The organism is Bacillus sp. FSL R5-0512, from assembly GCF_038593295.1.
GTDB classification, from domain to species: Bacteria; Bacillota; Bacilli; order Bacillales; family Bacillaceae; genus Bacillus; species Bacillus safensis.
Map to the genome: position 1 here is coordinate 2550206 of NZ_CP151982.1, position 25746 is coordinate 2575951.

Annotated in this window: 21 protein-coding genes; 5 read left to right on the forward strand and 16 right to left on the reverse strand. The window is 41.8% G+C overall.

Annotated elements, in window-relative coordinates; genetic code table 11:
• Positions 1 to 26 precede the first annotated feature (26 nt).
• The 7 genes from polA to NSQ25_RS13155 form a co-directional block, all read right to left on the reverse strand.
• Entirely contained in the window at positions 27 to 2666 is a 2640-nt protein-coding gene (gene polA / locus NSQ25_RS13125; protein WP_046312038.1) for a DNA polymerase I, read from the reverse strand.
• A 255-nt stretch (positions 2667 to 2921) separates the two neighbouring features.
• A complete protein-coding gene (locus NSQ25_RS13130; RefSeq protein WP_326136168.1) occupies positions 2922 to 4664 on the reverse strand; it encodes an ATP-binding protein in 1743 nt (580 codons plus the stop codon).
• Positions 4657 to 5385, reverse strand: a complete 729-nt coding sequence (locus NSQ25_RS13135; protein ID WP_024426141.1) for a response regulator transcription factor — start codon at positions 5383 to 5385, stop codon at positions 4657 to 4659. The genes NSQ25_RS13130 and NSQ25_RS13135 overlap by 8 nt, the downstream gene beginning before the upstream one ends.
• A 185-nt stretch (positions 5386 to 5570) precedes the next feature.
• Positions 5571 to 6509, reverse strand: a complete 939-nt coding sequence (mdh, locus tag NSQ25_RS13140) for a malate dehydrogenase (RefSeq protein ID WP_008356047.1) — start codon at positions 6507 to 6509, stop codon at positions 5571 to 5573.
• A gap of 34 nt (positions 6510 to 6543) precedes the next feature.
• Positions 6544 to 7815: an NADP-dependent isocitrate dehydrogenase gene (gene icd / locus NSQ25_RS13145; protein WP_024424789.1), complete on the reverse strand. Its 1272-nt coding sequence runs from the start codon at positions 7813 to 7815 to the stop codon at positions 6544 to 6546.
• Between the two features lie 148 nt (positions 7816 to 7963).
• Positions 7964 to 9082 carry a citrate synthase gene (gene citZ / locus NSQ25_RS13150; RefSeq protein WP_024424790.1) on the reverse strand — a complete coding sequence of 373 codons (1119 nt, stop codon included), beginning with the start codon at positions 9080 to 9082 and terminating at the stop codon, positions 7964 to 7966.
• A 376-nt stretch (positions 9083 to 9458) separates the two neighbouring features.
• Complete coding sequence (locus NSQ25_RS13155) at positions 9459 to 9923, reverse strand: DUF441 domain-containing protein (RefSeq protein WP_024424791.1); 465 nt, start codon at positions 9921 to 9923, stop codon at positions 9459 to 9461.
• A gap of 100 nt (positions 9924 to 10023) precedes the next feature.
• Between NSQ25_RS13155 and ytvI the strand changes: the two genes are divergently transcribed.
• Positions 10024 to 11142, forward strand: coding sequence for a sporulation integral membrane protein YtvI (gene ytvI / locus NSQ25_RS13160; RefSeq protein WP_034279643.1), 1119 nt, complete (start codon positions 10024 to 10026; stop codon positions 11140 to 11142).
• Positions 11143 to 11167: 25 nt separating this feature from the next.
• Here ytvI and NSQ25_RS13165 read toward each other — a convergent pair whose 3' ends face one another.
• The 7 genes from NSQ25_RS13165 to dnaE all read right to left on the reverse strand — a co-directional run bounded on the left by NSQ25_RS13165 (position 11168) and on the right by dnaE (position 21598).
• Positions 11168 to 11557 (reverse strand): FxsA family protein, encoded by a 390-nt coding sequence (locus NSQ25_RS13165; RefSeq protein WP_024424793.1) that lies wholly within the window; start codon positions 11555 to 11557, stop codon positions 11168 to 11170.
• 99 nt (positions 11558 to 11656) lie between these two features.
• Positions 11657 to 13417, reverse strand: a complete 1761-nt coding sequence (gene pyk / locus NSQ25_RS13170) for a pyruvate kinase (protein WP_024426143.1) — start codon at positions 13415 to 13417, stop codon at positions 11657 to 11659.
• Between the two features lie 27 nt (positions 13418 to 13444).
• Entirely contained in the window at positions 13445 to 14404 is a 960-nt protein-coding gene (pfkA, locus tag NSQ25_RS13175; protein ID WP_326136167.1) for a 6-phosphofructokinase, read from the reverse strand.
• Positions 14405 to 14746: 342 nt separating this feature from the next.
• Positions 14747 to 15724, reverse strand: a complete 978-nt coding sequence (gene accA, locus NSQ25_RS13180) for an acetyl-CoA carboxylase carboxyl transferase subunit alpha (protein WP_024424795.1) — start codon at positions 15722 to 15724, stop codon at positions 14747 to 14749.
• Positions 15709 to 16584: an acetyl-CoA carboxylase, carboxyltransferase subunit beta gene (accD, locus tag NSQ25_RS13185; RefSeq protein ID WP_024424796.1), complete on the reverse strand. Its 876-nt coding sequence runs from the start codon at positions 16582 to 16584 to the stop codon at positions 15709 to 15711. Before accD ends, accA begins: the two co-directional genes overlap by 16 nt.
• Positions 16585 to 16888: 304 nt before the next feature.
• The gene (locus NSQ25_RS13190; RefSeq protein WP_025092260.1) at positions 16889 to 18121 is read right to left on the reverse strand and encodes a malic enzyme-like NAD(P)-binding protein; all 1233 of its coding nucleotides are present in this window, start codon (positions 18119 to 18121) and stop codon (positions 16889 to 16891) included.
• 141 nt (positions 18122 to 18262) lie between these two features.
• Positions 18263 to 21598 carry a DNA polymerase III subunit alpha gene (gene dnaE / locus NSQ25_RS13195; RefSeq protein WP_305933741.1) on the reverse strand — a complete coding sequence of 1112 codons (3336 nt, stop codon included), beginning with the start codon at positions 21596 to 21598 and terminating at the stop codon, positions 18263 to 18265.
• A gap of 137 nt (positions 21599 to 21735) precedes the next feature.
• Here dnaE and NSQ25_RS13200 point away from each other — a divergent pair, with 137 nt between their 5' ends.
• The 3 genes from NSQ25_RS13200 to NSQ25_RS13210 all read left to right on the forward strand — a co-directional run bounded on the left by NSQ25_RS13200 (position 21736) and on the right by NSQ25_RS13210 (position 22871).
• Complete coding sequence (locus tag NSQ25_RS13200; RefSeq protein ID WP_024424798.1) at positions 21736 to 22077, forward strand: YtrH family sporulation protein; 342 nt, start codon at positions 21736 to 21738, stop codon at positions 22075 to 22077.
• The gene (gene ytrI / locus NSQ25_RS13205; RefSeq protein ID WP_003216226.1) at positions 22074 to 22577 is read left to right on the forward strand and encodes a sporulation membrane protein YtrI; all 504 of its coding nucleotides are present in this window, start codon (positions 22074 to 22076) and stop codon (positions 22575 to 22577) included. Before NSQ25_RS13200 ends, ytrI begins: the two co-directional genes overlap by 4 nt.
• Before the next feature lie 108 nt (positions 22578 to 22685).
• The gene (locus NSQ25_RS13210) at positions 22686 to 22871 is read left to right on the forward strand and encodes a hypothetical protein (RefSeq protein ID WP_003216400.1); all 186 of its coding nucleotides are present in this window, start codon (positions 22686 to 22688) and stop codon (positions 22869 to 22871) included.
• Positions 22872 to 22923: 52 nt separating this feature from the next.
• Here the strand turns inward: NSQ25_RS13210 and NSQ25_RS13215 are convergent, their stop codons facing one another.
• Positions 22924 to 23865, reverse strand: coding sequence for a bifunctional oligoribonuclease/PAP phosphatase NrnA (locus NSQ25_RS13215; protein WP_024424800.1), 942 nt, complete (start codon positions 23863 to 23865; stop codon positions 22924 to 22926).
• A gap of 147 nt (positions 23866 to 24012) precedes the next feature.
• Between NSQ25_RS13215 and NSQ25_RS13220 the strand changes: the two genes are divergently transcribed.
• The gene (locus NSQ25_RS13220) at positions 24013 to 24315 is read left to right on the forward strand and encodes a YtpI family protein (protein ID WP_003216665.1); all 303 of its coding nucleotides are present in this window, start codon (positions 24013 to 24015) and stop codon (positions 24313 to 24315) included.
• Positions 24316 to 24352: 37 nt separating this feature from the next.
• On the opposite strand, the gene NSQ25_RS13225 is transcribed toward NSQ25_RS13220, so the two are convergent.
• Positions 24353 to 25675 carry a CBS domain-containing protein gene (locus tag NSQ25_RS13225; protein ID WP_144496299.1) on the reverse strand — a complete coding sequence of 441 codons (1323 nt, stop codon included), beginning with the start codon at positions 25673 to 25675 and terminating at the stop codon, positions 24353 to 24355.
• Between the last annotated feature and the right edge of the window lie 71 nt (positions 25676 to 25746).

Here is a 25746-nt window from a genome sequence, read left to right on the forward strand (position 1 = left end):
GCTCCCCGCTCCTTTTTCTCTCTCTATTATTTTGCGTCGTACCAAGATGGCCCTGAAGCAAAATCAACTTTTAGCGGCACATCTAGCTGAAGTGCATTTTCCATGACTTCAGGAACAATTTTTTCGAGTATGGCAATTTCTTCTTTCGGCGCTTCGAAAATCAATTCATCGTGCACCTGTAATAAAAGATTTGCCTGCAAGTTTTCTTCTTTTAATTTACGCGCCATATCAATCATGGCCTTTTTAATAATATCAGCTGCACTTCCTTGGATCGGTGTGTTCATGGCTGTTCGTTCGGCAAAGCTTTTGATATTAAAATTACGGCTTGTGATATCCGGGATATACCGTCTGCGTTTGAGAAGCGTCGTGACATATCCTTTTTGTTTCGCTTCCTGCACGATCTCTTCCATATAGGTTTTCACGCCTTTAAAGCTTGTTAAATAGCGTTCGATAAAGGCAGCTGCTTCTTTTCTTGTGATCCCAAGGTTTTGAGATAACCCATAATCACTGATCCCATATACAATACCGAAGTTGACAGCCTTGGCTTGTCTTCTCATAGAGGAAGTCACTTCTTCTTCTGAGACATGGAACACGTCCATCGCTGTCTTCGTGTGAATATCCATATCTTGCGTAAACGCTTCGATCAAATTCTCATCCTGAGAAATATGAGCGAGTACACGCAGCTCAATTTGTGAATAGTCAGCAGCAAACATGAGCCAGCCTTCTTTTGATGGAACGAATGCTTGTCGAATCTTTCGTCCTTCTTCTAAACGAATTGGGATGTTTTGCAGGTTTGGGTCTGTTGAGCTTAGTCTTCCTGTTTGCGTGAGCGCTTGATTAAATCGTGTATGCACTTTATGGGTATCCTTGCGCGTTACTTTCATTAAGCCTTCCACATAGGTCGATTGGAGCTTTCCAATTTGGCGGTAATGCAGAATGGACCGAATGATCTCGTGCTTATCTTCAAGCTTTTCAAGAACATCCGCAGATGTCGAGTAGCCCGTCTTTGTCTTTTTAATAATCGGCAGTCCTAATTTTTCAAAAAGAATCACGCCAAGCTGTTTAGGAGAATTGATGTTAAATGTTTCACCTGCTAAGCGGTGAATGGTTTCTTCATATTCTTTCAGCTTTTTCGTTAACTCTTCACCCATCTTCTCTAGGCGCTCAATATCTACCTTTACCCCAAGGGATTCCATTTCACCTAGGATGAGGGCAAGCGGCAGCTCTAAGTCTTCATATAGTTCATGCTGATCATTTTTTTCTAACGCTTCAAGTGTTAAATCATGCAGAGCAGAGATCGCCGCTGCTTTTCGTCCAAGATGTTCCTTCAGTTCATCTTCAGGTGGAATCGCCTGCTTTGCTCCTTTTCCGTACACTTTTTCATCAGAAAGAGCGATGTTAAGACCATATTCCTTCGCCACACTTGCGACGTCCTCATACGATTTCTGAGGGTTGACGACATAGGAAGCGAGCAGGACATCGTTATCGACACCTTTTAGATCGACATCATGCCATCTGAGGGCGACAACTGCTCTTTTTGAATCAAAGACCCATTTCTTCTTCGTTTCATCCTGTACCCATTGTTTAAATGCGTCTGATTGAAGCGCATCTTCTTTCGTGATAAAAAACGCACCATTTTCATTATGGATCGCAAAACCAATCAAATCTGCTTCATGATAATTATCTCCAAGCTGCTCTACCACAAGAGCAGCTTGATCTGTCAGCATCTCATCCGTTACTTCGGTCATTTTTTTCACTTCTAATGCTTCTACTTCGACCTGTTCACCTGTTTCTGGTGCTTCTCCTAGACGCTCTAGCAGCGTTTGAAAGCCTAGTTCTTTATAAAGAGAGATCACTTGATCCATATGAGGACCTTCATATGCGAGATCCTTGCTTGATACATCAATTGGCGCTTCTACAAGAATCGTTGCGAGTTTTTTACTCATCACCGCCTGCTCTTTATATTCTTCAAGCTTTTCTTTGAGTTTTTTACCGCTGACTTCGTCAATATGTTCAAGCAGGTTTTCAACCGTTTCAAACTGCTTTAACAATTTAATCGCTGTTTTTTCACCTACACCCGGCACCCCTGGGATATTATCTGAGGAATCTCCCATCAAACCTTTCATATCGATGATTTGATCTGGGCGCAGGCCATATTTCTCTTCAATATGAGCCGGTGTGTAATATTCAACTTCTGTAATGCCTTTTTTCGTAATTGCTACCGTCGTATGGTCTGTTGAAAGCTGCGTTAAGTCCTTATCTCCTGAGAAAATTTTGACTTCAAAGCCGTCTTTTTCTGCCTCCACAGCCAATGTCCCGATAATATCGTCTGCCTCGTATTGAGGAAGCTCGTACCTTTTCACCTGATAGGCATCTAATAGTTCACGGATAAATGGCATTTGTTCTGATAGCTCTGGCGGCGTTTTTTGTCTTCCGCCTTTATATTCTTTAAATGTCTCGTGGCGGAACGTTGTTTTTCCCGCATCAAATGCGACAAGCATATGGGTTGGCTTCTCGTCCTCGAGCATCTTCATTAAGATCATCGCAAAGCCATAAATGGCATTTGTATGGACGCCTTTATCATTTGATAATAGCGGCAAAGCAAAAAAGGCTCGATAAGCGAGACTGTTTCCATCCACTAGTACTAATTTCTTTTTGTCTGTCATGTTTTAATCCTCCATCGGCTGAGCCATTTCAGCCGTCTCTTTCACACATTGTATCATCATTTTATCAAAGTTTATTTTGAAAAGAAAATAGTCGAACCTGCATAAAAAAAGGGACGAAAACAACAAGTGTTTTCGTCCTTACAAAATTGGCTCCTTGGATGAAGGGGTTCCTATTCATCCTACCAATGATTGTTTAACTAAACATGAATTCATTGTAAAGATCATGTAAATTTTAACGTGACTTTCCTTTTTTCCCTATTTTGATTTCAGGCTCACTGTAAAAGTCGTTCCTTTACCTTGTTTGCTATGGACCGAAATCGTCCCTTCATGCGCCTCCACAAGGTGTTTGACAATGGCAAGACCAAGTCCTGTACCGCCTGAATTTCTACTTCTATCTTTATCAATTCGATAAAATCTCTCAAATATTCTTGGAATCTCGCTTTTCTTCATGCCGATTCCTGTATCTGCTACATCAAATTCATAGGCGCCTTTCCGCGGTCTTGCTGAGATGGTGACACTCCCTCCCTCTGGTGTATAGGTAAGGGCATTGTTCACGAGATTGAGGAAGATTTGCTTTAACCTCAGCGGATCTGCCATCACATAGACAGGCTCTTTCGGGATTCGCACTTGTAATTGAATGCCTTTTTCTGCGGCCTTTTGTTTTAAAAGGACTTCAATCTCTTGAATGATTTCTGTCGCATTGGCGTCTTGAATATTCAGCTTGAAATGCTGCTGCTCGATTTTGGAAAGATCGAGTAAATCTTGAATGAGAGTTTCGAGACGGACACTCTCTTTTAGAATGATGGAAAGGAATTGTGCCAGCGCTTCTTTGTCATCAATCGCTCCATCAAGAAGAGTTTCGGAGAATCCTTTAATCGACGTAATCGGTGTCTTTAATTCGTGAGACACATTGGCGACAAAATCTTTTCGCATCTGCTCCAGCTGCTTTGTTTCTGTCACGTCATGAAATACAAGGACAATTCCTTTCCATTCATCGTCTGTACTTAAAATGGGAACACCATCCACCTGGAAGTAGCGCCGTTCAATGTCAACGGCGAGGCGTAAAAACTTCCGCACCTTCGTTTCTGTCATGAAAATTTCGTCAATCAGCTCAATAATTTCTTCATGAGTAAATGCTTCATGATACAGCTTGTGCATGTAAATGTGCTTTTGCACCTTAAACTGCTTGCGGAAAGTTCGATTGACTAGGTTAATATATCCCATCTTATCAATCAAAATAATTCCTGCACCGATGTTTTCAATGACTGTTTGCAGACGGTCCCGCTGCATTTCCCCAGTGCTGGTCATTTCTTGAAGGCTTTCTGCCAGGCGCTTCATTGATGTATTAAGCTCACTTGTTTCGATGATGAGCTCTTCATAATGATTGGTATCATAGTTCCCGCGTTCCAGCTGTTTGGCTACCTTTGTGGCATAATCTATCGGTTTTACATATTTCATCGACATGCGGTATCCAAAGAAAACGATAATAATAATCGCCGAGCCAAGACAAACGGCTAATGCGAGCCAAAGCTGGCCGTCAATTTCATTTAAAGGCTGGAATGACGCATGGAGAAATAAATAGCCCACTGGTTTGTTTTGTTTCAGGATAGGGACTGCGTAATGAAACAGCGCATCCTTCTCATCCTCAATGACGACGCCTTTTGTTTGAAGGCGTTCATTGTTCAGTGTGTTTTGAATGATGCCCCTTTGCTCCGCTTGACCCGTTGTATGTATGATATTCCCCTTCAGGTCCACAATTGACGCATTCATATCGAGATGCTGCTTTGCCTGATTGAGGATCTCCTTGTTTTGCTTCGCCTGCAGATCATCACCATCCATGGAAGAAAGAAGAAAGCTCGATTCATTTTCCATTCGTTCCGTTAATTTTGTTTCATAAAAAACATGGAACATGTGATCCAAAAAAAGGCCAAGTGCAACAAACACAATAAAAAGGAGAAAAATAAGGCCCGAAAACAGACGGGTTCTAATTTTACTCATTTGGCTTTGGCTCCTCCAATTTGTAGCCTAAGCCGCGAATGGTTTTAATGTATGTTGGTTTTTTCGTATTCTTTTCAATTTTGTCCCGCAAGTGGCTGATATGTACATCCACAATACGAGTATCACCCGCAAAGTCATAATTCCAAACGGCACTTAGCAGCAGATCACGTGTGAGGACACGTCCTTTATGCTTGGCCAAATAAAGCAGCAGTTCGAATTCCTTCGGCGTAAGCTCTAGGCGTTCTTCTTGGAAGTAGACTTCGTAGTGTTCTGGTAAAATGCGCAGTTCACCAATTTTGATTTGGTCTGCAATGACCTCTTCCTTCTCCTCTTGCGCGGGGACAGGCTGAGATTGCTGCGCTCTTCTCAAGATGGCTTTTACCCGAGCACCCACTTCTCTAGGACTGAATGGCTTTGTCATGTAATCATCGGCTCCAAGTTCAAGACCGAGCACCTTATCAAATTCATCGTCCTTTGCTGTCAGCATTAAAATAGGGAACATCATTTTTTGAATTCTCAGTTGTTTACACACTTCAATGCCGTCCATTTTCGGAAGCATTAAATCTAATACAATGAGATCAGGCTGTTCACTTGCTGCTTTTTCAAGCGCTTCTTCCCCATCTCTTGCTGTGACGACATCATAGCCCGCCCTTTCAAGGTTATAGCTTAGAAGTGTTACAATCGATTCTTCATCATCCACAACTAATATTTTTTTATTCATGTTGTGCCTCCAATTAGTGATTTCCCCTGCATCCGTTTTTTTGTATCTTATGTGAAAAGCGAGAAGTCATGCTTTCTCTTTCATTTTAACGAAAGCTTAACAAGAGGACAATTTAAAATTTCGACAAGATTGGTTTTGTAAACAAAAAGAAGGCCCCTCATAAGAGAAGCCTTCTTTTTTTCATATTAAGACAATACTTTCATGACGTTCTTAACAGATTCAACAGAACGGTCAAGCTGACTTCTTTCTTCTTCTGTCAGCTCAAGCTCAATGATCTGCTCAAGGCCGTTTCCACCTACGATTGTTGGTACACCAAGGTAAATGCCTTCGTAGCCATATTCACCTTCAAGGTATGCAATCGTTGGGATCACGCGGCGCTGATCTTTTAGAATCGCCTCAACCATTTCTACGAGTGAAGCAGCAGGTGCATAATAGGCACTACCGTTACCTAATAGGTTTACGATTTCGCCGCCGCCTTTTCTTGTTCTTTCAACAATCGCATCAATACGATCTTTTGGAATCAATGTTTCAAGCGGGATACCGCCTGCATAAGAGTAACGAACAAGCGGAACCATGTCATCGCCATGTCCACCAAGCACAAAGCCCGTCACATCTTTGACAGATAGGTTTAATTCTTGAGCAACAAACGTACGGAAGCGTGCTGTATCAAGAATACCCGATTGTCCAATGACTTTTTCTTTTGGTAATCCTGATTCTTTATAAACGGCATATGTCATTGCATCAACAGGGTTTGTTAATACAACAATAATGGCTTCTGGAGAATATTTAACGATTTCGCGTGTCACGCTACGCATGATTTTTTCATTTGTTGACACGAGATCGTCACGGCTCATTCCCGGCTTTCTTGCAATTCCTGCCGTAATGACCACGACATCAGAACCGGCTGTATCTTCGTAGTTAGAAGTGCCTGTAATGTTCGCATCGAAGCCTTGAACAGGGCTTGCTTCCAGCATATCAAGAGCTTTCCCTTTTGTTGGGTTCTCAAGCTGCGGGATATCAACTAATACGACATCCGCTAATTCTTTTTGAGCCGTTAGAAATGCTGTAGTTGCTCCTGTAAAACCTGCTCCGATGACAGATACTTTTTTACGCTTGTTTGCCATTTCCTTTTTCCCCTTTAACTTTAAAGTTTAAGAATCAAGACAAGTTTTTGATGAGCTCGTCAGCAAACTCAGAACATTTCACTTCTGTTGCGCCATCCATTAATCTAGCAAAATCGTATGTGACGACTTTAGATGCAATTGTTTTTTCAACAGATTGAATCACTAGATCAGCTGCTTCCTGCCAGCCAAGGTGCTCAAGTAAAAGCACGCCTGATAGAAGAACAGAAGATGGATTCACTTTATCAAGACCAGCATATTTTGGTGCTGTTCCGTGAGTCGCTTCAAAAATAGCGTGTCCTGTTTCGTAGTTGATGTTCGCACCAGGTGCGATACCAATTCCACCAACTTGTGCTGCAAGTGCATCAGAGATGTAATCTCCATTTAAGTTCATTGTAGCCACAACATCGAACTCAGCTGGACGAGTTAGGATTTGTTGAAGGAAAATATCTGCAATGCTGTCTTTGACAATGATTTTGCCAGCAGCTTCTGCTTCACTTTGCGCTTTGTTTGCCGCATCTTTTCCATCTTGTTCTACAATACGATCATATTGTGCCCATGTAAAGACTTTGTCGCCAAACTCTTTTTCAGCCACTTCGTAGCCCCAGTTTTTGAAGGCACCTTCTGTAAATTTCATGATGTTTCCTTTGTGAACAAGCGTCACAGATTTACGGCCTTGGTCAATTGCATATTGGATAGCCGCTCTGACAAGACGGGATGTTCCCTCTTCAGAAACTGGCTTGATTCCGATACCTGACGTTTCTGGGAAACGGATTTTATTTACACCTAATTCGTTTTTCAAGAAGTCAATTAATTTCTTCACTTCGTCTGAACCTTTTGCATACTCGATACCTGCATAGATATCTTCTGTGTTCTCACGGAAGATCACCATATCTGTGTCTTCTGGACGTTTCACAGGAGAAGGTACGCCTTTGAACCAGCGAACAGGACGTAAGCATGTGAATAAATCAAGCTCTTGTCTAAGTGCCACGTTTAATGAACGGATTCCTCCGCCAATTGGTGTTGTTAGTGGTCCTTTAATCGCAATTAAGTATTCACGAATGTCTTCAAGCGTTTGCTCAGGAAGCCACTCTCCAGTTTTATTGTAAGCTTTCTCACCTGCATATACTTCTTTCCAAGTGATTTGCTTTTCACCTTTATATGCTTTTTCTACAGCTGCTTCAAGTACTCTTGATGCTGCTTTCCAAATGTCAGGACCGATTCCGTCCCCTTCAATAAACGGGATAATTGGATTATTTGGTACATTCAATACGCCGCCAGTAACTGTAATTTTTTCGCCTTGTGACAATGATATTACCTCCCAGGTTATGTAGTGAATATTTGAAACTTCTTGGCTTGATGTCTGCAAACAAAGAAGTTTTTCACGTGATTCGTTTTTTTGTTGATATGGAGGCTGATTGGCCTTTTGAAATCAGCCCCCGCTTATTCTATAAACATTAGTCTCTTTCACTGATCGGAACAAAGGTTTGAAGATCAGGTCCAATGTAGTCAGCTCTTGGACGGATAAGACGGTTGTTGTCATATTGCTCTAGAATGTGAGCAATCCATCCAGAGAATCGGCTGATCACGAAAATTGGTGTAAACAAGTCATGATCAATCCCAAGACTGTGATATACAGATGCAGAATAAAAATCAACATTTGGTGGAAGATTTTTCTCTGATGTCACGATTTCCTCTGCGCGAACAGACATTTCATACCATTTCGGCTCGCCAGTGAGGTTTGTTAAACGCTGGCTCATTTCTTTTAGATGCTTTGCACGCGGGTCGCCTTGACGGTATACGCGATGGCCAAAGCCCATAATTTTTTCTTTCTTCTCTAGCTTACCATGAATATAGGAATCTACGTTTTCAACTTCGCCAATTTCTGAAAGCATCTTCATCACGCCTTCATTAGCGCCGCCATGAAGCGGTCCCTTCAGCGCACCGATAGCCGCTGTCACACCAGAGTAGATATCTGATAGTGTAGCAACACATACACGTGCTGTAAATGTCGATGCGTTTAATTCATGATCCGCATGCAGAATAAGTGCCTTATCAATGGCTTCAATTTCTACTGGTGACGGCTCTTCGCCATTTAGCATATACAAGAAGTTTGCAGCATAGCTGTATTCTTCTTTTGGCTGTACAGGCTCAAGCCCTTTGCGGATGCGTGAAAACGCAGCGACTAGTCCAGAAATTTTCGCCTGTAAGCGAATCGCCTTTCTGTAATTCGCTTCTTTGTCCATAATCTCTGATTCGTCATCAAGTAAACCTAGTAAAGATACTGCTGTACGAATCGCAGACATTGGATGAACCCCATCAAGCGAATAAGATTTAAAATGCTCAATGATTTCTTGCGGAATCTGAGCATTTTCATTGAGCTGCTGTTTTAATTCACTCAGCTCCTGCTCATTCGGCAGCTTTAAGTGCCATAACAGGTAGACAATTTCTTCGAATGTAGCTTTTTCAGTTAAATCATCGATATTGTACCCTACATAAGTAAGAGTATCATCAATAATTGAGCTTACGGATGAAGTTGTTGCCACGATACCTTCAAGACCTCTTGTTGCTGTCATGTTCAATCTCCCCTTTTTAAAAAGATTCCCCTTCGTTGCAGAATTCTCACTTTTTGAAAGCGCTATCCAATCCGGATAAGATAGCAGGCTCAGAAAAGAAAATGCTTACATTTACCTATACGGTTAGAGCGCTTTTAGCCTCATATCTCTTGTGTGATCAATGAGTTCAAAATTAAGCCTATTCCCATTATAAACAATAATCAGACATTTGTTAAATGTTTAACTATAATTTTTTTTGATATTTTTTTTTCCAGTCTCCCATATCAGGCATGGAATAAAGGGATTTTGCTTCTTTTAATATATTTAATTATGTTTTTTTGCAAAAGCTCACGCAAGAAAAAATTTAAAAAAGAAAGTGGCAGGAACCACTCTCTTTTCACCCGCTGAAAAATTTCACAGCCTGCATCGCCAAATAAGCAATTCCAGCCCCGATAAGCGGTCCAACTGCCACACCTTTAAATAAGCTGACTGCCAAAATGGTACCGAACACAAGCGCTGCCGTAATATGCGGATCATTTTCGAGTAGCACAATCCCGTTTTTTGCAATTAATGCTACTAATATACCCGCTCCAAGAGCTATCCAAGCATAGGAAGATTTCATCGCTTCTCCAAGCTGCTTAAATCCAATGTCACCTGTTGCAATCGGGACCAGAACTGCAATGGTAATAACGGTGACCCCCCAATTAATGCCTTTAGATTGGAGAACCGGGAAAATTTTTTGATCCAGGCCAATCAGCTTAATCGCGATCAGCACAGAGACTGCTACAATTAACGAATTGTTTTTTGCAATAAGTGCAATAACGAGTAAAAGAACCAAAAACAAATTTGCTTGAGTAAACATACGCCGCTCCTTTCTTTCTTTTTATTGCGACCTTTTCATATTACTAATCTTTTTGAATAAAATGAAGTATCGGACATGCTTGTTTTTTGGAGGGGATTGTGTGAATCACGCCTATGTGGCCATTTTTCTTCGAAGTTTGATGATGATCAGCATTGCTGTTTTTGCGGTTGTCTTTTTATATCAGTCTTTTCCGTTTTTATATCCTTTTTGGATCGCCCTTATCGTGTCTTGTTTAATTCATCCTGCCGTCTGCAAAATCGAAGAGATCACCGGGATGCCAAGAGGATTTGTTGTGGTCATTGTGCTCTTGCTCTTTTTAGTCGCAGCCGCCGGCTTAATGACGCTTTTAGTTGCGGAAATCATTTCAGGAAGTGCTTATTTGGCAAAGGTGTTGCCCCGTCATCTTGATCAAATGATTGGGATTGTAGAGCAATTTTTCACAGACAAGATTCTGCCTTTATATCATGATGTGACGGCCCAATTTAATACGCTTCAAGCAGGTCAAAAGGAATCGATTTTGGGACAAATTCAAGCACTTGGTGATGAAGCGGCCGCAAAAATCGGGTCTTTTCTTTCAAAAACATTCGAGCTTATTCCGGCTTTTTTAGGTCTTTTGCCTGATGCAGCAGCCACACTGTTATTTTCTGCTCTGGCGACTTTTTTTATCACGAAAGATTGGTTTACGTTAAAAACATATGGCTCACGTATCTTTCCCGCAAAATGGATGCAGCATACACGCGCTATTTTATCTGAAATCAAAAAAGCCATTACCGGCTTTATGAAGGCTCAGCTTCTGCTTGTTGCCATGACGATTGGTATTGTATTGATTGGACTCATCATTTTAAAGGTCAAGCATGCCTTCGTTATCGCTCTATGTATCGGGCTCGTCGATTTACTTCCATATATCGGGAGCGGCACTGTTTTTCTACCGTGGATCATTTATTCTGCTATGACAGGAAATCTTTCCCTCGCCATTGGACTGGGCATTTTGTATATTGTCGTCCTCATTCAAAGACAAATATCAGAGCCAAAAGTCTTAAGCAAATCCATCGGACTTAATCCTTTAGCAACGCTTGTGGCGCTATTTGTAGGGTTAAAATGGTTTGGTTTTCTAGGACTTGTGATTGGCCCTGCTTCCCTTGTCGTGTGGCAGGCATTCCGTAATGCAGGAGTTTTCAGAGATATTTATGAGTACATTCGGTATGGCATGCAAAAATAAAAGAGACCTTCAGCTGAAGGTCTCTTTAACGAATGATCGTGTAGCGGTTGCGATTAGACATGTTTCTAAGCCAGCGTTCAAAGAGCGGCTTGATTCCCTTTCTCGTCACCGGAATGAGCAGCAAAGCCCCAATGAGATCCGATAAGAAGCCTGGAATGAGCAGCAGCAGACCGCCAATTAGAATACAAAAACCATCGACAATCGCTCCCCCTGGCATCTTGCCATATTGTAAATCTCGCTGCACTTTTTGGAAGGCTTCTATACCTTGTTTTCTTGCAAAATAAGCACCTAAGGCACTTGTCAGCACGATGAGCAGCATGGTTGGCAAAATGCCAATGATTTTACTTGAGATTAAAAATAAACTAATTTCCACCGCAGGGAACAGAATTAATAATAGTAGAAAATATTTCTTCAACCATATCACCTCATGGGGTATCTTTCATCGAAAGCTGTTTACTTTTTTTAGTGTAACATAAAAAAAGAGAGGAGTCAGACAACTCCCCTCTTGGATGATTTAAAGAACGCTCGCACGGCCTTTGTAGATCGCTCCGCGTGCTGGATCTACTGTAATCTCTTCGCCTTCTTTTAATAGTGTCGTTGCGCTGTCAAGACCAACAATCACTGGAATGCCGAGGCTTAGTCCAACAACTGCTGCATGGCTTGTTAAACCGCCTTCTTCTGTGATAAGGGCAGATGCTTTTTCTAAAGCTCCCATCATATCACGATCTGTGCAGTTTGCAACCAGGATCGCACCATCGTACATTTTTTCTTCTGCTTCTTTTCCGCTTTGTGCAATGACAACCGGTCCAAATGCAGATTTACGGCCAATACCTTGACCTTTCGCAATGATGTCACCGACAACATATACTTTCATTAAGTTCGTCGTACCTGTTTCACCAACTGGCACACCAGCTGTAATCACGATTAAATCGCCGTGTCTTACATAGCCTGTTTCAATTGACTTTTCTACTGCATTCTCAAGCATTTCATCAGTAGACGTCGTTTTTGATCCGCTCTTTGCAAATACACCGAATACGAGTGAAAGCTTTCTCGCCACTGATTCGTTTGCAGTAACTGCTACGATTGGTGCTTTTGGTCTATATTTTGAAATCATTCTTGCTGTGTGTCCGCTTTCTGTCGGTGTCACAATGGCTGCTACATCAAGCTTCATTGCTGTATGTGCAACAGATTGACCAATCGCGTCTGTAATGCTGACTTCTACTTCTTCGCTTCTGCGAGAAAGAATGGCTTTATAGTTTAGTGCTTCTTCTGAACGTGATGCAATGTTATGCATTGTTTGTACGGCTTCTACTGGATATGTTCCTGCTGCTGTTTCACCAGAAAGCATAATCGCATCTGTGCCGTCAAAAATAGCATTTGCCACGTCACTTGCTTCCGCACGGGTAGGACGTGGGTTACGCTGCATGCTGTCCAGCATTTGAGTCGCTGTGATGACAGGCTTGCCTAAACGATTGCATTTTTTGATCAGCATTTTTTGAACAAGCGGTACTTCTTCTGCCGGGATCTCTACACCAAGATCTCCACGCGCAACCATTAAACCGTCAGATACCTCAAGGATCTCGTCGATGTTATCAACACCCTCTTGGTTTTCAATCTTAGGGATGATTTGAATATCAGTCGCATTGTTCTTTTCAAGAAGCTCACGAATTTCAAGAACATCAGAAGCTCGTCTCACAAAAGAAGCTGCGATGAAATCGACGCCTTGTTCAATTCCAAACAGAATATCATTGGCATCCTTTTCTGTAATACCTGGCAGGTTCACACTGACGCCAGGTATGTTGACGCCTTTTTTGTTTTTGAGCGTGCCTGTATTCATGACTTTAGTGACGATTTCTTTGCGGTCCTTGTTAATTTCTTTTACTTCTAAACCAATCAGACCATCATCTAATAGAATCGTTGAACCTACTTCTACATCATGAATTAAGTCTTCGTATGTCACACTAATTTTTTCCGTATTTCCAACAATGTCTTCCATACTCACGATAAGATCAGCACCAGCGACTAGCTCAATTGAGCCGTTTTCAACTGTACGTGTACGGATCTCTGGACCTTTTGTATCTAGAAGGATCGCAATGTCCTTGCCTAATGTTTTACCTGCTTTACGTATGTTTTCAATGCGTGCACCATGCTCTTCAAAATCTCCATGGGAGAAGTTTAGTCTGGCTACATTCATTCCTGCTTCAATCAATTCAGTCAGCTTTTCAATGCTTTCACTTGCTGGACCGATTGTACAAACGATTTTTGTCTTTCTCATTACTGTTCCTCCTAAGGTCTTCTCGTTTTATATAGAGAGCTCTTGTGAAAGTCGGTACATATTTTTATCGACTGTATGTTTTTTATCTAAGATTTCTAAAATATCGTGATGAACGAGTTCATTACTTTGAATGCCTACACAGCGTCCGCCTTGTCCTTCGAGAAGAAGTTCGACTGCATATGCTCCTAAACGGCTTGCCAGCACTCGGTCAAACGCGCTCGGAGAACCTCCGCGCTGAATATGTCCTAAGACGGATACACGTGTTTCAAGGCTTGTCTCCTCTTCAATCCGCTTACCAAATTCAACACCACTGCCTACGCCTTCTGCAACGATGATGATACTATGCTTCTTGCCGCGTTCGTGACCTCTTCTTAACCTAGCAATAATTTCGTCCATGTCATAGTCTGCTTCAGGAATCAAAATAGATTCGGCTCCGCCCGCAAGACCTGACCAAAGAGCAATATCACCAGCATGTCTTCCCATTACTTCCACTACGTATGTACGTTCATGAGATGTGGCTGTATCACGAATTTTATCAATGGCATCAATGACAGTATTCAGTGCTGTATCAAAGCCAATAGTGAAATCAGTACCTGGAATATCGTTGTCAATCGTGCCAGGGACACCTACACATGGAAAACCGAGCTCTGTTAATTTCTTCGCTCCCATAAATGACCCGTCTCCACCAATGACTACAAGTCCTTCAATACCGAATTTTTTTAAGTTTTCAATTCCTTTTTCACGACCTTCAACTGTCTTGAATTCAGGACATCTTGCCGTGTAAAGTTTTGTTCCTCCACGATGAATGATATCGCCTACTGAACCTATTTCGAGTTTCTCAATTTTACCGTTAATTAGACCTGAGTATCCATTATAAATACCGTAAACTTCAACCTTATGGTAAATTGCTTTCCTTACAACTGCGCGCACAGCTGCATTCATTCCTGGGGAATCCCCACCGCTTGTTAAAACTCCTATACGCTTCATCTTTTTCACCTCAGAGACCATATATGAATTAAACATACCATTTCCACTGCTTGAAAACAATCATGAGCAAATTTGGATGTTTTCAATACGAATTTCTAAAACCGTACTTATTATACAATTAAATAAACCGTTTTTAAACAAAAGTTAAGAACGTCATGAAAGCAAATCTCTCTGAAATCTGTGAAGGGAGGTGCTATAAACCTTATCATATCAAGGTTTTCAGACGTTTCAAATTTTATGAAAACAAAAGAAAATTATTTTCAAATAGCGCTTACATGAAGTCGGTTTTCATGAAAAAAGATGAAAAAAAATAAACGCCAGCCAAAATGGCTGTACGTTTATTTAGTTTACCCCAATATATTGATTTTCAATCGATACTTTCCCGATTGCTTTATATTTTTCATATCTTTGTTCGACTAGTTCTTCAGGTGTTAGTTTGAGCAAAGATGTAAGTGACTGTTTTAATGTTTTTTCCATGTAAGCTGCTTGTTGTTTCACGTCTCGATGTGCTCCACCTTGCACTTCTTTAATAACATCATCTATAATATCTAATTCTTTTAGGTCTGGAGCGGTAATTTTCATTGATTCTGCAGCTTTTTTCGCAAGTGATGAGTCCTTCCAGAGCAGCGCTGCTGCACCTTCAGGTGAAATCACTGAATACGTTGAGTTTTCTAGCATGAATAGGTGGTTTCCTACGCCTAAGCCTAGTGCGCCGCCGCTTCCGCCTTCTCCAATGACAATACAGACAACTGGTACACGAAGTCCTGCCATTTCGAATAGGTTTTTCGCAATTGCTTCACTTTGTCCGCGCTCTTCAGCTGCTTTACCAGGATAAGCTCCTTTTGTATCAATAAAGCAAATGATCGGGCGATTAAATTTATCTGCTTGTTTCATCAAGCGCAGCGCTTTACGATAGCCTTCTGGATGAGGCATTCCGAAATTACGGCGCAAGTTTTCTTTTGTATCTTTACCGCGCTGATGGCCAATAACCGTGACAGGAAGCCCTTTAAACGTGGCAATTCCTCCAACGATCGCTTCATCATCACCATAAAAACGGTCACCGTGACATTCGAAAAAGTTGTCAAACAGCTCTTGAATGTAATCGAGAGTTGTTGGGCGCATCGCATGCCGAGCAATCTGCACTCTGTCCCACGGCTTTAAATTTGTATAAATGTCTGCTTCAAGCTTGCTCAGACGTGTTTCAAGGCGCTCAATTTCTGCACTTAAATCCATTTCTGAGTTTTGTGTGAACTTTTTCAGTTCATCAATTTTCGCTCGAAGTTCAATGACAGGTTTTTCAAATTCTAGTTCTCCAGCCACTCTCGTTCACCTCCTGTGCTGTGTAGCGCTAAGATTCGGCCTAGTGTTTCTTTCATTTCTGCACGATGGATCACAGCATCAAGCTGTCCATGCTTCATTAAAAATTCAGCCGTCTGGAAGTCCTCTGGCAGGTCTTCACGAATCGTTTGTTCAATGATTCTGCGGCCTGCAAAACCAATTAAAGCACCAGGTTCTGCAAAATTGTAATCACCGAGAGACGCAAAACTAGCTGATACACCGCCAGTTGTTGGGTTCGTCATCACAGAGATAATCAAACCTTGATCCTCGCTGAACAGTTTTAATGCTGAACTTGTTTTTGCCATCTGCATGAGACTGAGAATTCCCTCTTGCATTCTCGCTCCGCCAGAAGCAGTAAAGATAATAAATGGCACCTTGTCCGCTTTTGCTTTCTCGATCGCCAGCGTGATTTTTTCACCAACAACCGATCCCATGCTGCCCATACGGAACGTGGCATCCATGACAGCAATCACAGCACTTTGGCCTTCAATTTCACCTTTACCTGTGACAATGGCTTCATTCAAAGATGTTTTTTCTCTGTCTTTCTCAAGCTTTTCTTCGTAGCCTGGGAAACCGAGCGGGTTTGATGAAATGAGGTGCCCGTTAAATTCTTCAAATGTGCCTTCATCTACAAGGCTTTCAATACGCTGTTTTGCATTCATTTGCAAATGTCTGCCGCAATTCATACAAACACGTAAATTTTTATCTAGTTCTTTGGTGAGCATTATTTTTTTACATTGCGGACATTTGGTCATGATGCCTTCAGGCACATCTTGACTTGCCTGTTCAGAGGGTACAGATGCATATTTTTTCTTTTTACTGAAAATATTCTTGATTGACAAATGACTACCTCCCTTTTTGAAGGGTTTTTTCTTTACACGCACATCCACTATTATAGGACATGTCATAACTGTACCGAAACTATTGTACTTTTTTTGTCAAACGCTGTCATCCTTCATTCAATTTTTTCAGTGGGGAATTGATGAGAAATGAGTATGTGTTTGGGGCGCTGAGCAGTTGATATGTTTGAATTGTGAACGTCTACAAAAAAATCTCATTCCGGATGAAAAATTTTTCGCATAAGAGAGGAAATGGTGCACGTTTTTCCTCCAGTTTCAGAAAGAACGTGCACACTTTTCCAGTTGATTATTCGCCGATAATCGTTAATTTTCTTGTTTTTTCAGCGACAGCTTCTGGGTCGACCTTGATTCTTGCAACGCCAGTTTCCATTGCTGCTTTTGCCACCGCTTTTGCTACCGCTGGTGCTACGCGTGCATCAAATGGTGCAGGGATGACATATTCAGCTGACAATTCTTCATCTGAGACAAGAGACGCAATCGCTTCAACAGCTGCGATTTTCATTTCTTCGTTAATGTGAGTTGCACGTACATCTAATGCTCCGCGGAAAATTCCTGGGAATGCCAGTACGTTGTTCACTTGGTTCGGGAAGTCAGAACGGCCAGTTCCTACAACACTTGCACCTGCTGCATGTGCATCTTCTGGCATGATCTCTGGATTTGGATTAGCCATAGCAAAGATGACAGGATCTTTTGCCATTTTTCCAACCATTTCTTTTGTTAAAGCGCCTGCTACAGAAACCCCGATAAAGACGTCTGCACCTTCAATGACTTCTTCTAATGAACCTTCTTTGCGGTCTTGGTTCGTGAATTTAGCTACTTCGTTTTTCACTGCATTCATACCGTTCGGGCGGCCTTCGTAAATAGCACCTTTCGTATCACACATAATGATATCACGTACACCGAAATGATAAAGAAGCTTGATAATCGCAATTCCTGCTGCCCCAGCGCCGTTTGCCACTACTTTGATTGAAGACATGGATTTTCCAGATAGCTTCAGTGCATTCACAAGTCCTGCTACTGTCACAATGGCTGTTCCGTGCTGATCATCGTGGAAAACTGGAATGTTTGTCTCTTTTTTCAAGCGCTCTTCGATGATAAAGCAGTTAGGTGCTGCAATATCTTCAAGGTTCACACCGCCAAAAGTCGGCTCAAGAAGCTTCACTGTTTCAACGATTTTGTCAACATCATTCGTTGCAAGCGCGATTGGGAAAGCATCTACGCCTGCAAAACTTTTGAATAATACAGCTTTCCCTTCCATTACTGGAAGAGATGCTTCTGCGCCAATATTTCCAAGCCCTAAAACAGCGCTTCCGTCTGTGACAACAGCGACCATATTGCCTTTCATTGTATAATCATACACTTTGCTTGTGTCGTCATAAATATCTTTACATGGTTCTGCAACACCAGGTGAATAAGCCAAGCTCAAGTCTTTCGCATTTTTCACTTGTACTTTTGATTTTGATTCGAGTTTGCCTTGATTCTCTTTGTGCATATGTAATGCTTCTTCTCTTAATGACATGTGATGAACACTCCTTCAAGTGGAAAATGATTTAATGATTTGCTAAGTTGATAAGCACATACTGGCAGTTTTAAATACACAGAATCTTTAAAATGATAACACAATAGGTGAATTTGTAAAACATATTCAGGCGATTTGTCATCATTTAATCACAACGTTTTGTTCACCGAGCAGCTCTTTTAACTGGAAAATCACAGCATGATTTGCATGAACTTTGTATGCATCTGGAAGTCTCATCGTCTTTTTTTGCTTCTCATAATACAAATAGACATCTGCTTCTCCGCTGTGCATCGAGAGGACTCGTTTTACTTGCTTTAGCAGCTCCTGCGTATGATTCTCTTCTTTGACCCGAATGTAGACAGACTCTTTTCTTTTTGCGTCCATCTCTTCCAGCAAAGCAGCTTCTTGCACGATGATTTGACTGCTGTCATTTCTGACCTCTACTCTGCCTTCAACATAAAGCATGGTGCCCTCCTCAAGTAAGGGGGACAGCTTTCTAAATTGCTCTGGAAAGACGACGCCTTCCATTTCTCCCGTTTCATCCCCAAATGTAACAAATGCCATCGATTGTCCATTTTTTGTCCGAATCGATTTCACTTTTGTCAAAAGACCACCCATTGAGATTTTACGCTTTATATAGGAAGAAAGTCTGATGATTTCCACTGCACCATTCTCTCTTAAGCGGTCTCGGTACGCTTGTACTGGATGATTTGATAAATATAACCCGAGTGCCTCTTTTTCAAATTGCAGGAGGTCAACAAGCGGCATTTCTTCTATCTCCGCATATTTTGGCTTAATGGAGAAGGTTGTATCCCCAAGAAAGTCCAGCTGATCCTCTGGATTTAAAAATGACACGTGGTCTAACGCAATATCTATCGATGCTAATAACGAAGCACGATTGGGATAAAATTCATCCATCGCCCCTGAAAAAATGAGCGCTTCAATCGTTTTTCGGTTGACACTCTTTGGTGATACTCTTGCGCAAAAATCAAATAAATCTTCAAACGGCTTTTCCTGTCTTGCTCTGTATATATCCTTTACAGCTGACACTCCGACATTTTTGATCGCTCTTAAGCTGTAGCGGATCTCCCCTTTTTCAACCGTAAATGGAAACTCACTCTTATTAATAGAAGGCTTCAACACAGATATCCCTTTTTCCTTCGCCTCATAGAAATATTGAGCAACTTTGTCTTCATTTCCAATTACACTCGTTAAAAGACCGCACATAAAATATAACGGATAATGCGCTTTTAAATAAGCAAGCTGAAAGCCAATCATGCTATATGCAACAGCATGGCTTCTATTAAAACCATAGTTTGCAAATTTGACGATTAAGTCATAAACGTCATTTGCAATGTTAACAGGATACTCCTTTTTTAGGCATCCTTCAACAAAATGGCTTCGCTCTTCATCAAGGACCTTTTTATCCTTCTTCGAAACAGCTCTTCTTAATAGATCTGCCTCGCCCAGCTGAAAACCAGCCATCTTCGCTGCAATCAGCATGATTTGCTCCTGATAGACGATGACCCCATATGTATCCTTTAATATGTCATACAAATCAGGATGAGGATAGGAGACCTTGACTCTGCCATGCTTTCGGTCGATAAAAAGCGGGATATTTTCCATTGGACCTGGACGATAGAGGGCATTGACCGCCACGATATCTTCTAAACTAGACGGCTTCAGGCGTCTCAGCACCTGTCGCATTCCCTGTGATTCAAGCTGGAATATTCCAGTTGTATCTCCGGCGGATAACAATTCAAACGTTTTCTGATCCTCGTATGAAATGTCACTAAAGTTAATGTGGACGTTTTCCTGTCTTTCAATCTGGTTTTTAATGGATTCAATTAATGTTAAGTTTCTGAGCCCTAAGAAATCCATCTTTAAAAGTCCAAGGTCTTCTAAATAATTCATGGCGTACTGCGTTAAATACACACCTTCATGGCCGTCTTGAATCGGAACGACCTCTGTCAGCGGCTCTTCGCTCAGCACAACGCCAGCTGCATGTGTCGAGGTGTGTCTTGGCAAGCCTTCTACTTTTAAAGCAGTTTGGAAGACCTTTCGAAGCTCTTCGGATTGCTGAAGCATCGTTTTTAATTCAGAAGATGCAGTCACCGCTTCTTTCAGCGTCGTTCCTGGCTTTGATGGAATCAGCTTGGCAAGACGGTCCGCTGCTTTTGAATCAATTCCCATCACACGTCCAACATCCCTTAAAGCAGCTTTTGCTGCAAGTGTTCCAAACGTGACAATTTGCGCCACATGCATGTCTCCGTATTTGTCTTTTACATAAGAAATGATTTCATCTCTTCTCGTATCGGGGAAATCAATATCTATATCTGGCATACTGATCCGCTCTGGATTTAAGAAACGCTCAAATAAAAGACCGTGACGGATCGGATCGACATCCGTTATAAACAGAACATACGCAACAAGTGAACCCGCTGCTGATCCCCGTCCAGGGCCTGTGACAATCCCTTTGTCATGCGCATACTTCATAAAATCCCACACAATGAGAAAATAATCACTGAAATTCATTTTTTGGATAATGCTCAGCTCATATTCAAGCCTTTTAACATACATGTCATTTGAAGCAATCTTTCTTTGCTTCATCCCTTCTGCGCACACTCTGCGTAAAAACTGATCTGCTGTTGATTGATCAGGAGTTGGATAGGATGGAAGTTTTGTCTGCCCAAGATTTAAATCGACTTCACAGCGGTCTGCAATCTCCACCGTTCTTGTCAGCAGCTCTCGATCATCTCTATACCATTCCAACATTTCTTCAAAGGATTTGAAATGCTTTTCTCCTCGGTCTTCCTCTATCTCTGAAAGCTGCTTACCTGCTTTAATCGCCTTTAAGCACGTATAAGCCATTTTGTCTTCTCGATTGATATAGTGAACATCACCCGTCGCAACAAGAGGAATGTCTGCACTTTGTGAGACGTCCCGCAGTTTGCCGGCGAGCGATTCGTCCTGCTGAAATGGCTGAAGTGCGATATACACATGTCCCTCGCCGAATATATGCTTCAATTGTTTGGCGGCTTCACGCGCTTCTTCTAACTGATCATGCTGCAAAAGCGTTTCAATATACCCAGATGCGCCTGGTGTGATGGCAATGAGCCCGCGGTGATAGCTTTTGAGCCATTTTTCTTTCAATCCGGCTTTTGATTTTGATTTCAGCACACTGCTGATTTTGATCAGGTTTTGATAGCCTTCATTGTTTTTTGCAAGGAGTACCAAGGGATAAGCCTCTGTCTCTTGTTCATCTATGAAGACAGAAGCTGTTAAACCGATAACCGGCTTGATGCCATGTTTTTTACATTCCTTATAAAATTCAACCGTGCCATACATCACATGGTCATCGGTAAGAGCAAGCGCCTTGCAGCCAAGTTCTTTTGCTTTCAGCACAAGCTCCTTTACTTTAGCTGCACTGCTTAATAAGCTGTATCCACTGTGGACCTGAAGATGAACATAAGACATGCTTAATCCACTCCTTTCGTCTAAAGTCATTCTTTCATTATAAAACGCGATGCGATGAGAAACAAATGTTCTTTCTTTTCTGTCCGTTCATACTTGTCCAGCACACGCCATATATTGAATAGAGTGAGGTGGACAAAATGGATGTGAAGGAAGCTTTTATTCCAAATTTTATTAGCTGTTATTTTATTGCCCTTGGGGTCATTTTGGGCGGTGCCATTATCGGCGGTGTTGGTGCGTATTTATCTGGTCAGCCGCCTTTATCCATTATTACTAGTCTTGCCAACCGTTTAAAGATTTGGGCGCTTGTCGCCGCTATCGGTGGAACATTTGATGCTGTTTATAGCTTTGAACGAGGCATTTTCGAAGGAAACACGCGTGATATTTTTAAGCAGATTTTATTAATTATCTCTGCCATGGGCGGTGCACAAACGGGGTATCTCATTATTACGTGGCTCACCCAGGAGCATGTGTCATCATGAGGGTGCCGGAGCTGTATAAACGCCCAGGCTGGCAGCGTTTTTTTGCAGGAATGATGTTTGGTGCGATTGTAAGCTGGCTCATTTTTCTCTTTACATACGGAACCTTTCAGGAAAAGCAAGTGACACTGCTGAGAAGCCAGCAGCATCATATGGACAGTCTGAAAGAACAAATCACACTCTATCGGGAAGATTTGCATAAGTTAAATGAGGATAATAAGAAGCGGCTGCTGATTCAAAGCGTAGATGTTCATCTCGTGAATCGTGAGCAGTATAAAATCCCAGAGCCAGATACGCTAAAGTTTGAAGATCAGGTCAAGGAGGATATCTCAGAAGTCATTACAAAGGATATTGAAAGTGTCTATAAAACAAAGGAATTACTAAAACGCACGGTCGAAAACAAAGAATATACCATTCGGGAAAAGGCATATCGCGCGAAAGTGACAGAGCTGACAATTTATACGAAGCTTTCACTTGAAGTACGTATTTCATTTGCTGAATAAGGAGGTTGTGGAATTTTTATGAATTTCTGCCCTCAATGATCGCTTTTCACGCTTCATTTTTATACACTAAAAGTAGAACGAGATCTTAAATAGAAAGAGGTGAGGACAATGGAGGTTTACAGCTATCGTCAAATGGCACGAGACAAAGCAAGCCGGATCAAAGACGGCATGTGCGCCTATGCTGAGACAGAAATGATGGCTCATTTAATTAAAAAAGAATTAAAGCATCAAAATCTCCAAGCCTATGAAGATTCAACAGACATCGGCTGCTGGTTTATCCCTGTATGCAAGTAACCCTTTTCTCCATGACAAAAAAGAGAGAAGGGACTTAAGTATCCCTCCTCTCTTATGATGATGATTTACATACTTCCTCTAAATCACGCAAAATCTCATCTGCTACTGCCCAATCATAAATGGACGCACCGGCTGCAAGCGGGTGGCCGCCGCCATGATATTTTTTCGCAATGGTGTTAATGACGACGCCTTTAGAGCGGAATCTAACACGAATCTGATCGTTTTCTTCCACAAAAAAGACCCATGCCTTAATGCCTGCAATATTTCCTAGTGTCCCAACAAGCTGTGAGGCTTGCTGCGCTGTTGTTTGGAACGATTCCAAAATTTCACGCTTAATGAAAACAGATGCAACCCCGTTCTCTGACAAAGAAATATGTTGAAAAATATAACCATTTAATTTCACGACATTCAAATCTGTCTCATACAATTGATTGAAAAGATCTGAAGATGAAAATGGATATTCGATGAGTTCACCTGCATATTTGAGTGTCTTTTTCGTTGTGTTTGGGAAAAGGAAGCGGCCTGTGTCTCCTACAATGCCGGCATAGATCAATTCAGCCGCCTTTGTATTCAGCTGATATCCTTCTTCTTTCCCCTCTAAGTACAATTCATAAATCATCTCGCTCACAGAGCTTGCCTCTGTATCCACCCAAAGCAAATCACCATAAGGATCTTCATTTGGATGATGGTCGATTTTCATCAGCTTATCGCCCATTAAATAGCGCTGATCATCGATTCTTGCTTGATTGGCCGTATCACAGACAATGACAAGGGCCCCTTTATACACGTCGTCTGGTACCTCATCGAGTTCATATAAAAATGAAAGGGATGGCTCAGGCGTTCCTGTCGCATAAATATTTTTTTCTGGATAGGTGGCACGCAAGATTTCCGTAAGGCCGCACTGCGATCCATACGCATCAGGATCTGGTCTTACATGTCTATGGATGATGATGGTGTCATATAATGATATGGTTCTAATCAGTTCTTTTTTCATAAAAACTCCTTCTCATGCGATACTCTTTTTATTATTAAATCATAATCTATCGTGACGGAAAAGTGAGGAATAGACAATTTATTCTAGTAAGCAAGCCTATTTACGTTTAAAATAGGGTTGTAACCACTTACAATGGAGGCTTGGCACATGCTTGTTTTGATTGTGTTTATTATTTGTTCTGCCATGTTTTATTTATACTACAAAGCAAAAAATGTCCGTACGAACCGGCCAGTCGAGAAAAAATTCTGGTCGGCGAAATCCAGTATGGCACTTGGCTGCTTTGTCCTGCTCTTCGGTGTGAATCAATTATTTTTAAACCGCTCGTCACTCGCATTTGTCATCGGATTTATTTTTGTTGCCGTTGGTATCGGCAGTACGTGGGCTGGGTATAAAGCCTACAAGCATTACCTTCCGCTCTTCTTAAAGGAAGGCGAAAAAGATCACGCGTAATAAGGAAAGGGGCGACATAAGTTCGCCCTTTTTATCATTATCCCCTCTCCATCAGCTGCACCATCAGCATCGCTTTGCCTACGATATTCGATTGGTGATAAACCTCCACTTCCAGCTTTCCAAACTTGCGCCCTACTTCTAAAATATTCGGCTTAATCTGGATTGTGGATTCCATTTGGACCGGTTTTAAGAAATAGACAGAGAGACTCTCGACGATCAGTTCGCCCTTTTTATGAGATTTTAAGAAGCGGTTGGCAGATTCGATTAAAATTTGTGTGAACACCCCATATGAAATGTTTCCAAGCTGATTCGTCATTTGCGGGGTAACCTCGTATTGATAAACCGCATCCGCTTTTGGTTTCTCTGTATCGGCTTCTTTAAACCCTCTTGAGACAACATCATCCAGCTTTTCTCCGACCTGCGGCTGCTTTTGAATCATTTGGAGCGCCTTGAGCACATCCTGACGGCTGATCATACCGATCAGCTTCGCAAAATCATCCACAACTGGCAGCACCTCAATGCCTTCCCACACCATCATTTGTGCAGCTGAGGCGACAGATGTCTTGCCAATGACCGTCAGCGGATTTTTCGTCATCACTTTTTCAATCGGTGTGGAGCGGTCATGCCCCGCAATATCCTTTGAGGTGAGGATTCCGTGAATCTTCATTTGATCATCTGCGACCGGGAAACGGCCGTGGCCAGTTTCATAATTCTTTTCATACCATTTTTCAAGCTTATCCTCTGGTGATAAATACACGGTGCGTTCAATCGGCGTTAAAATATCTTCTACAAGCACAATTTCTTTTTTAATTAATTGGTCATAAATGGCTCTGTTAATGAGGGCCGCTACGGTAAATGTATCGTAGCTTGTCGATAAAATCGGCAGCTCCAGCTCATCTGCGAGCTGAATGATTTCATCATCTGTTGAGAATCCGCCTGTGACCAGCACAGCCGCCCCTGCCTCTAATGCCTGTCTGTGGGCATTGATTCGGTTTCCGACGATGAGCAGGTTGCCAGCAGCCGTATAGCGCATCATTGCGTCCAGCTCCATCGCTCCAATGACAAATTTGTTTAACGTTTTATGTAATCCGGCGCGTCCTCCAAGGACCTGTCCATCAATGACATTGACCACTTCTGCATATGTCAGTTTTTCAATATTTTCTTTTTTCTTTTGTTCAATTCGAATGGTGCCGACTCGTTCAATGGTACTGACGAATCCTTTATTTTCAGCATCTTTGATGGCCCGGTAAGCGGTCCCTTCACTCACTTTCATTTCTTTCGCTATGCGCCGGACAGAAATTTTCTCCCCGACATCTAATGAATCAATATACGATAAAATTTGCTCATGCTTTGTCGCCAATCCCGTTCACCCTTTTTGTTTTCAGCGTTTTCATCTATGTTTCATTATAAGGGCAGGAGGCTTTTAATAGC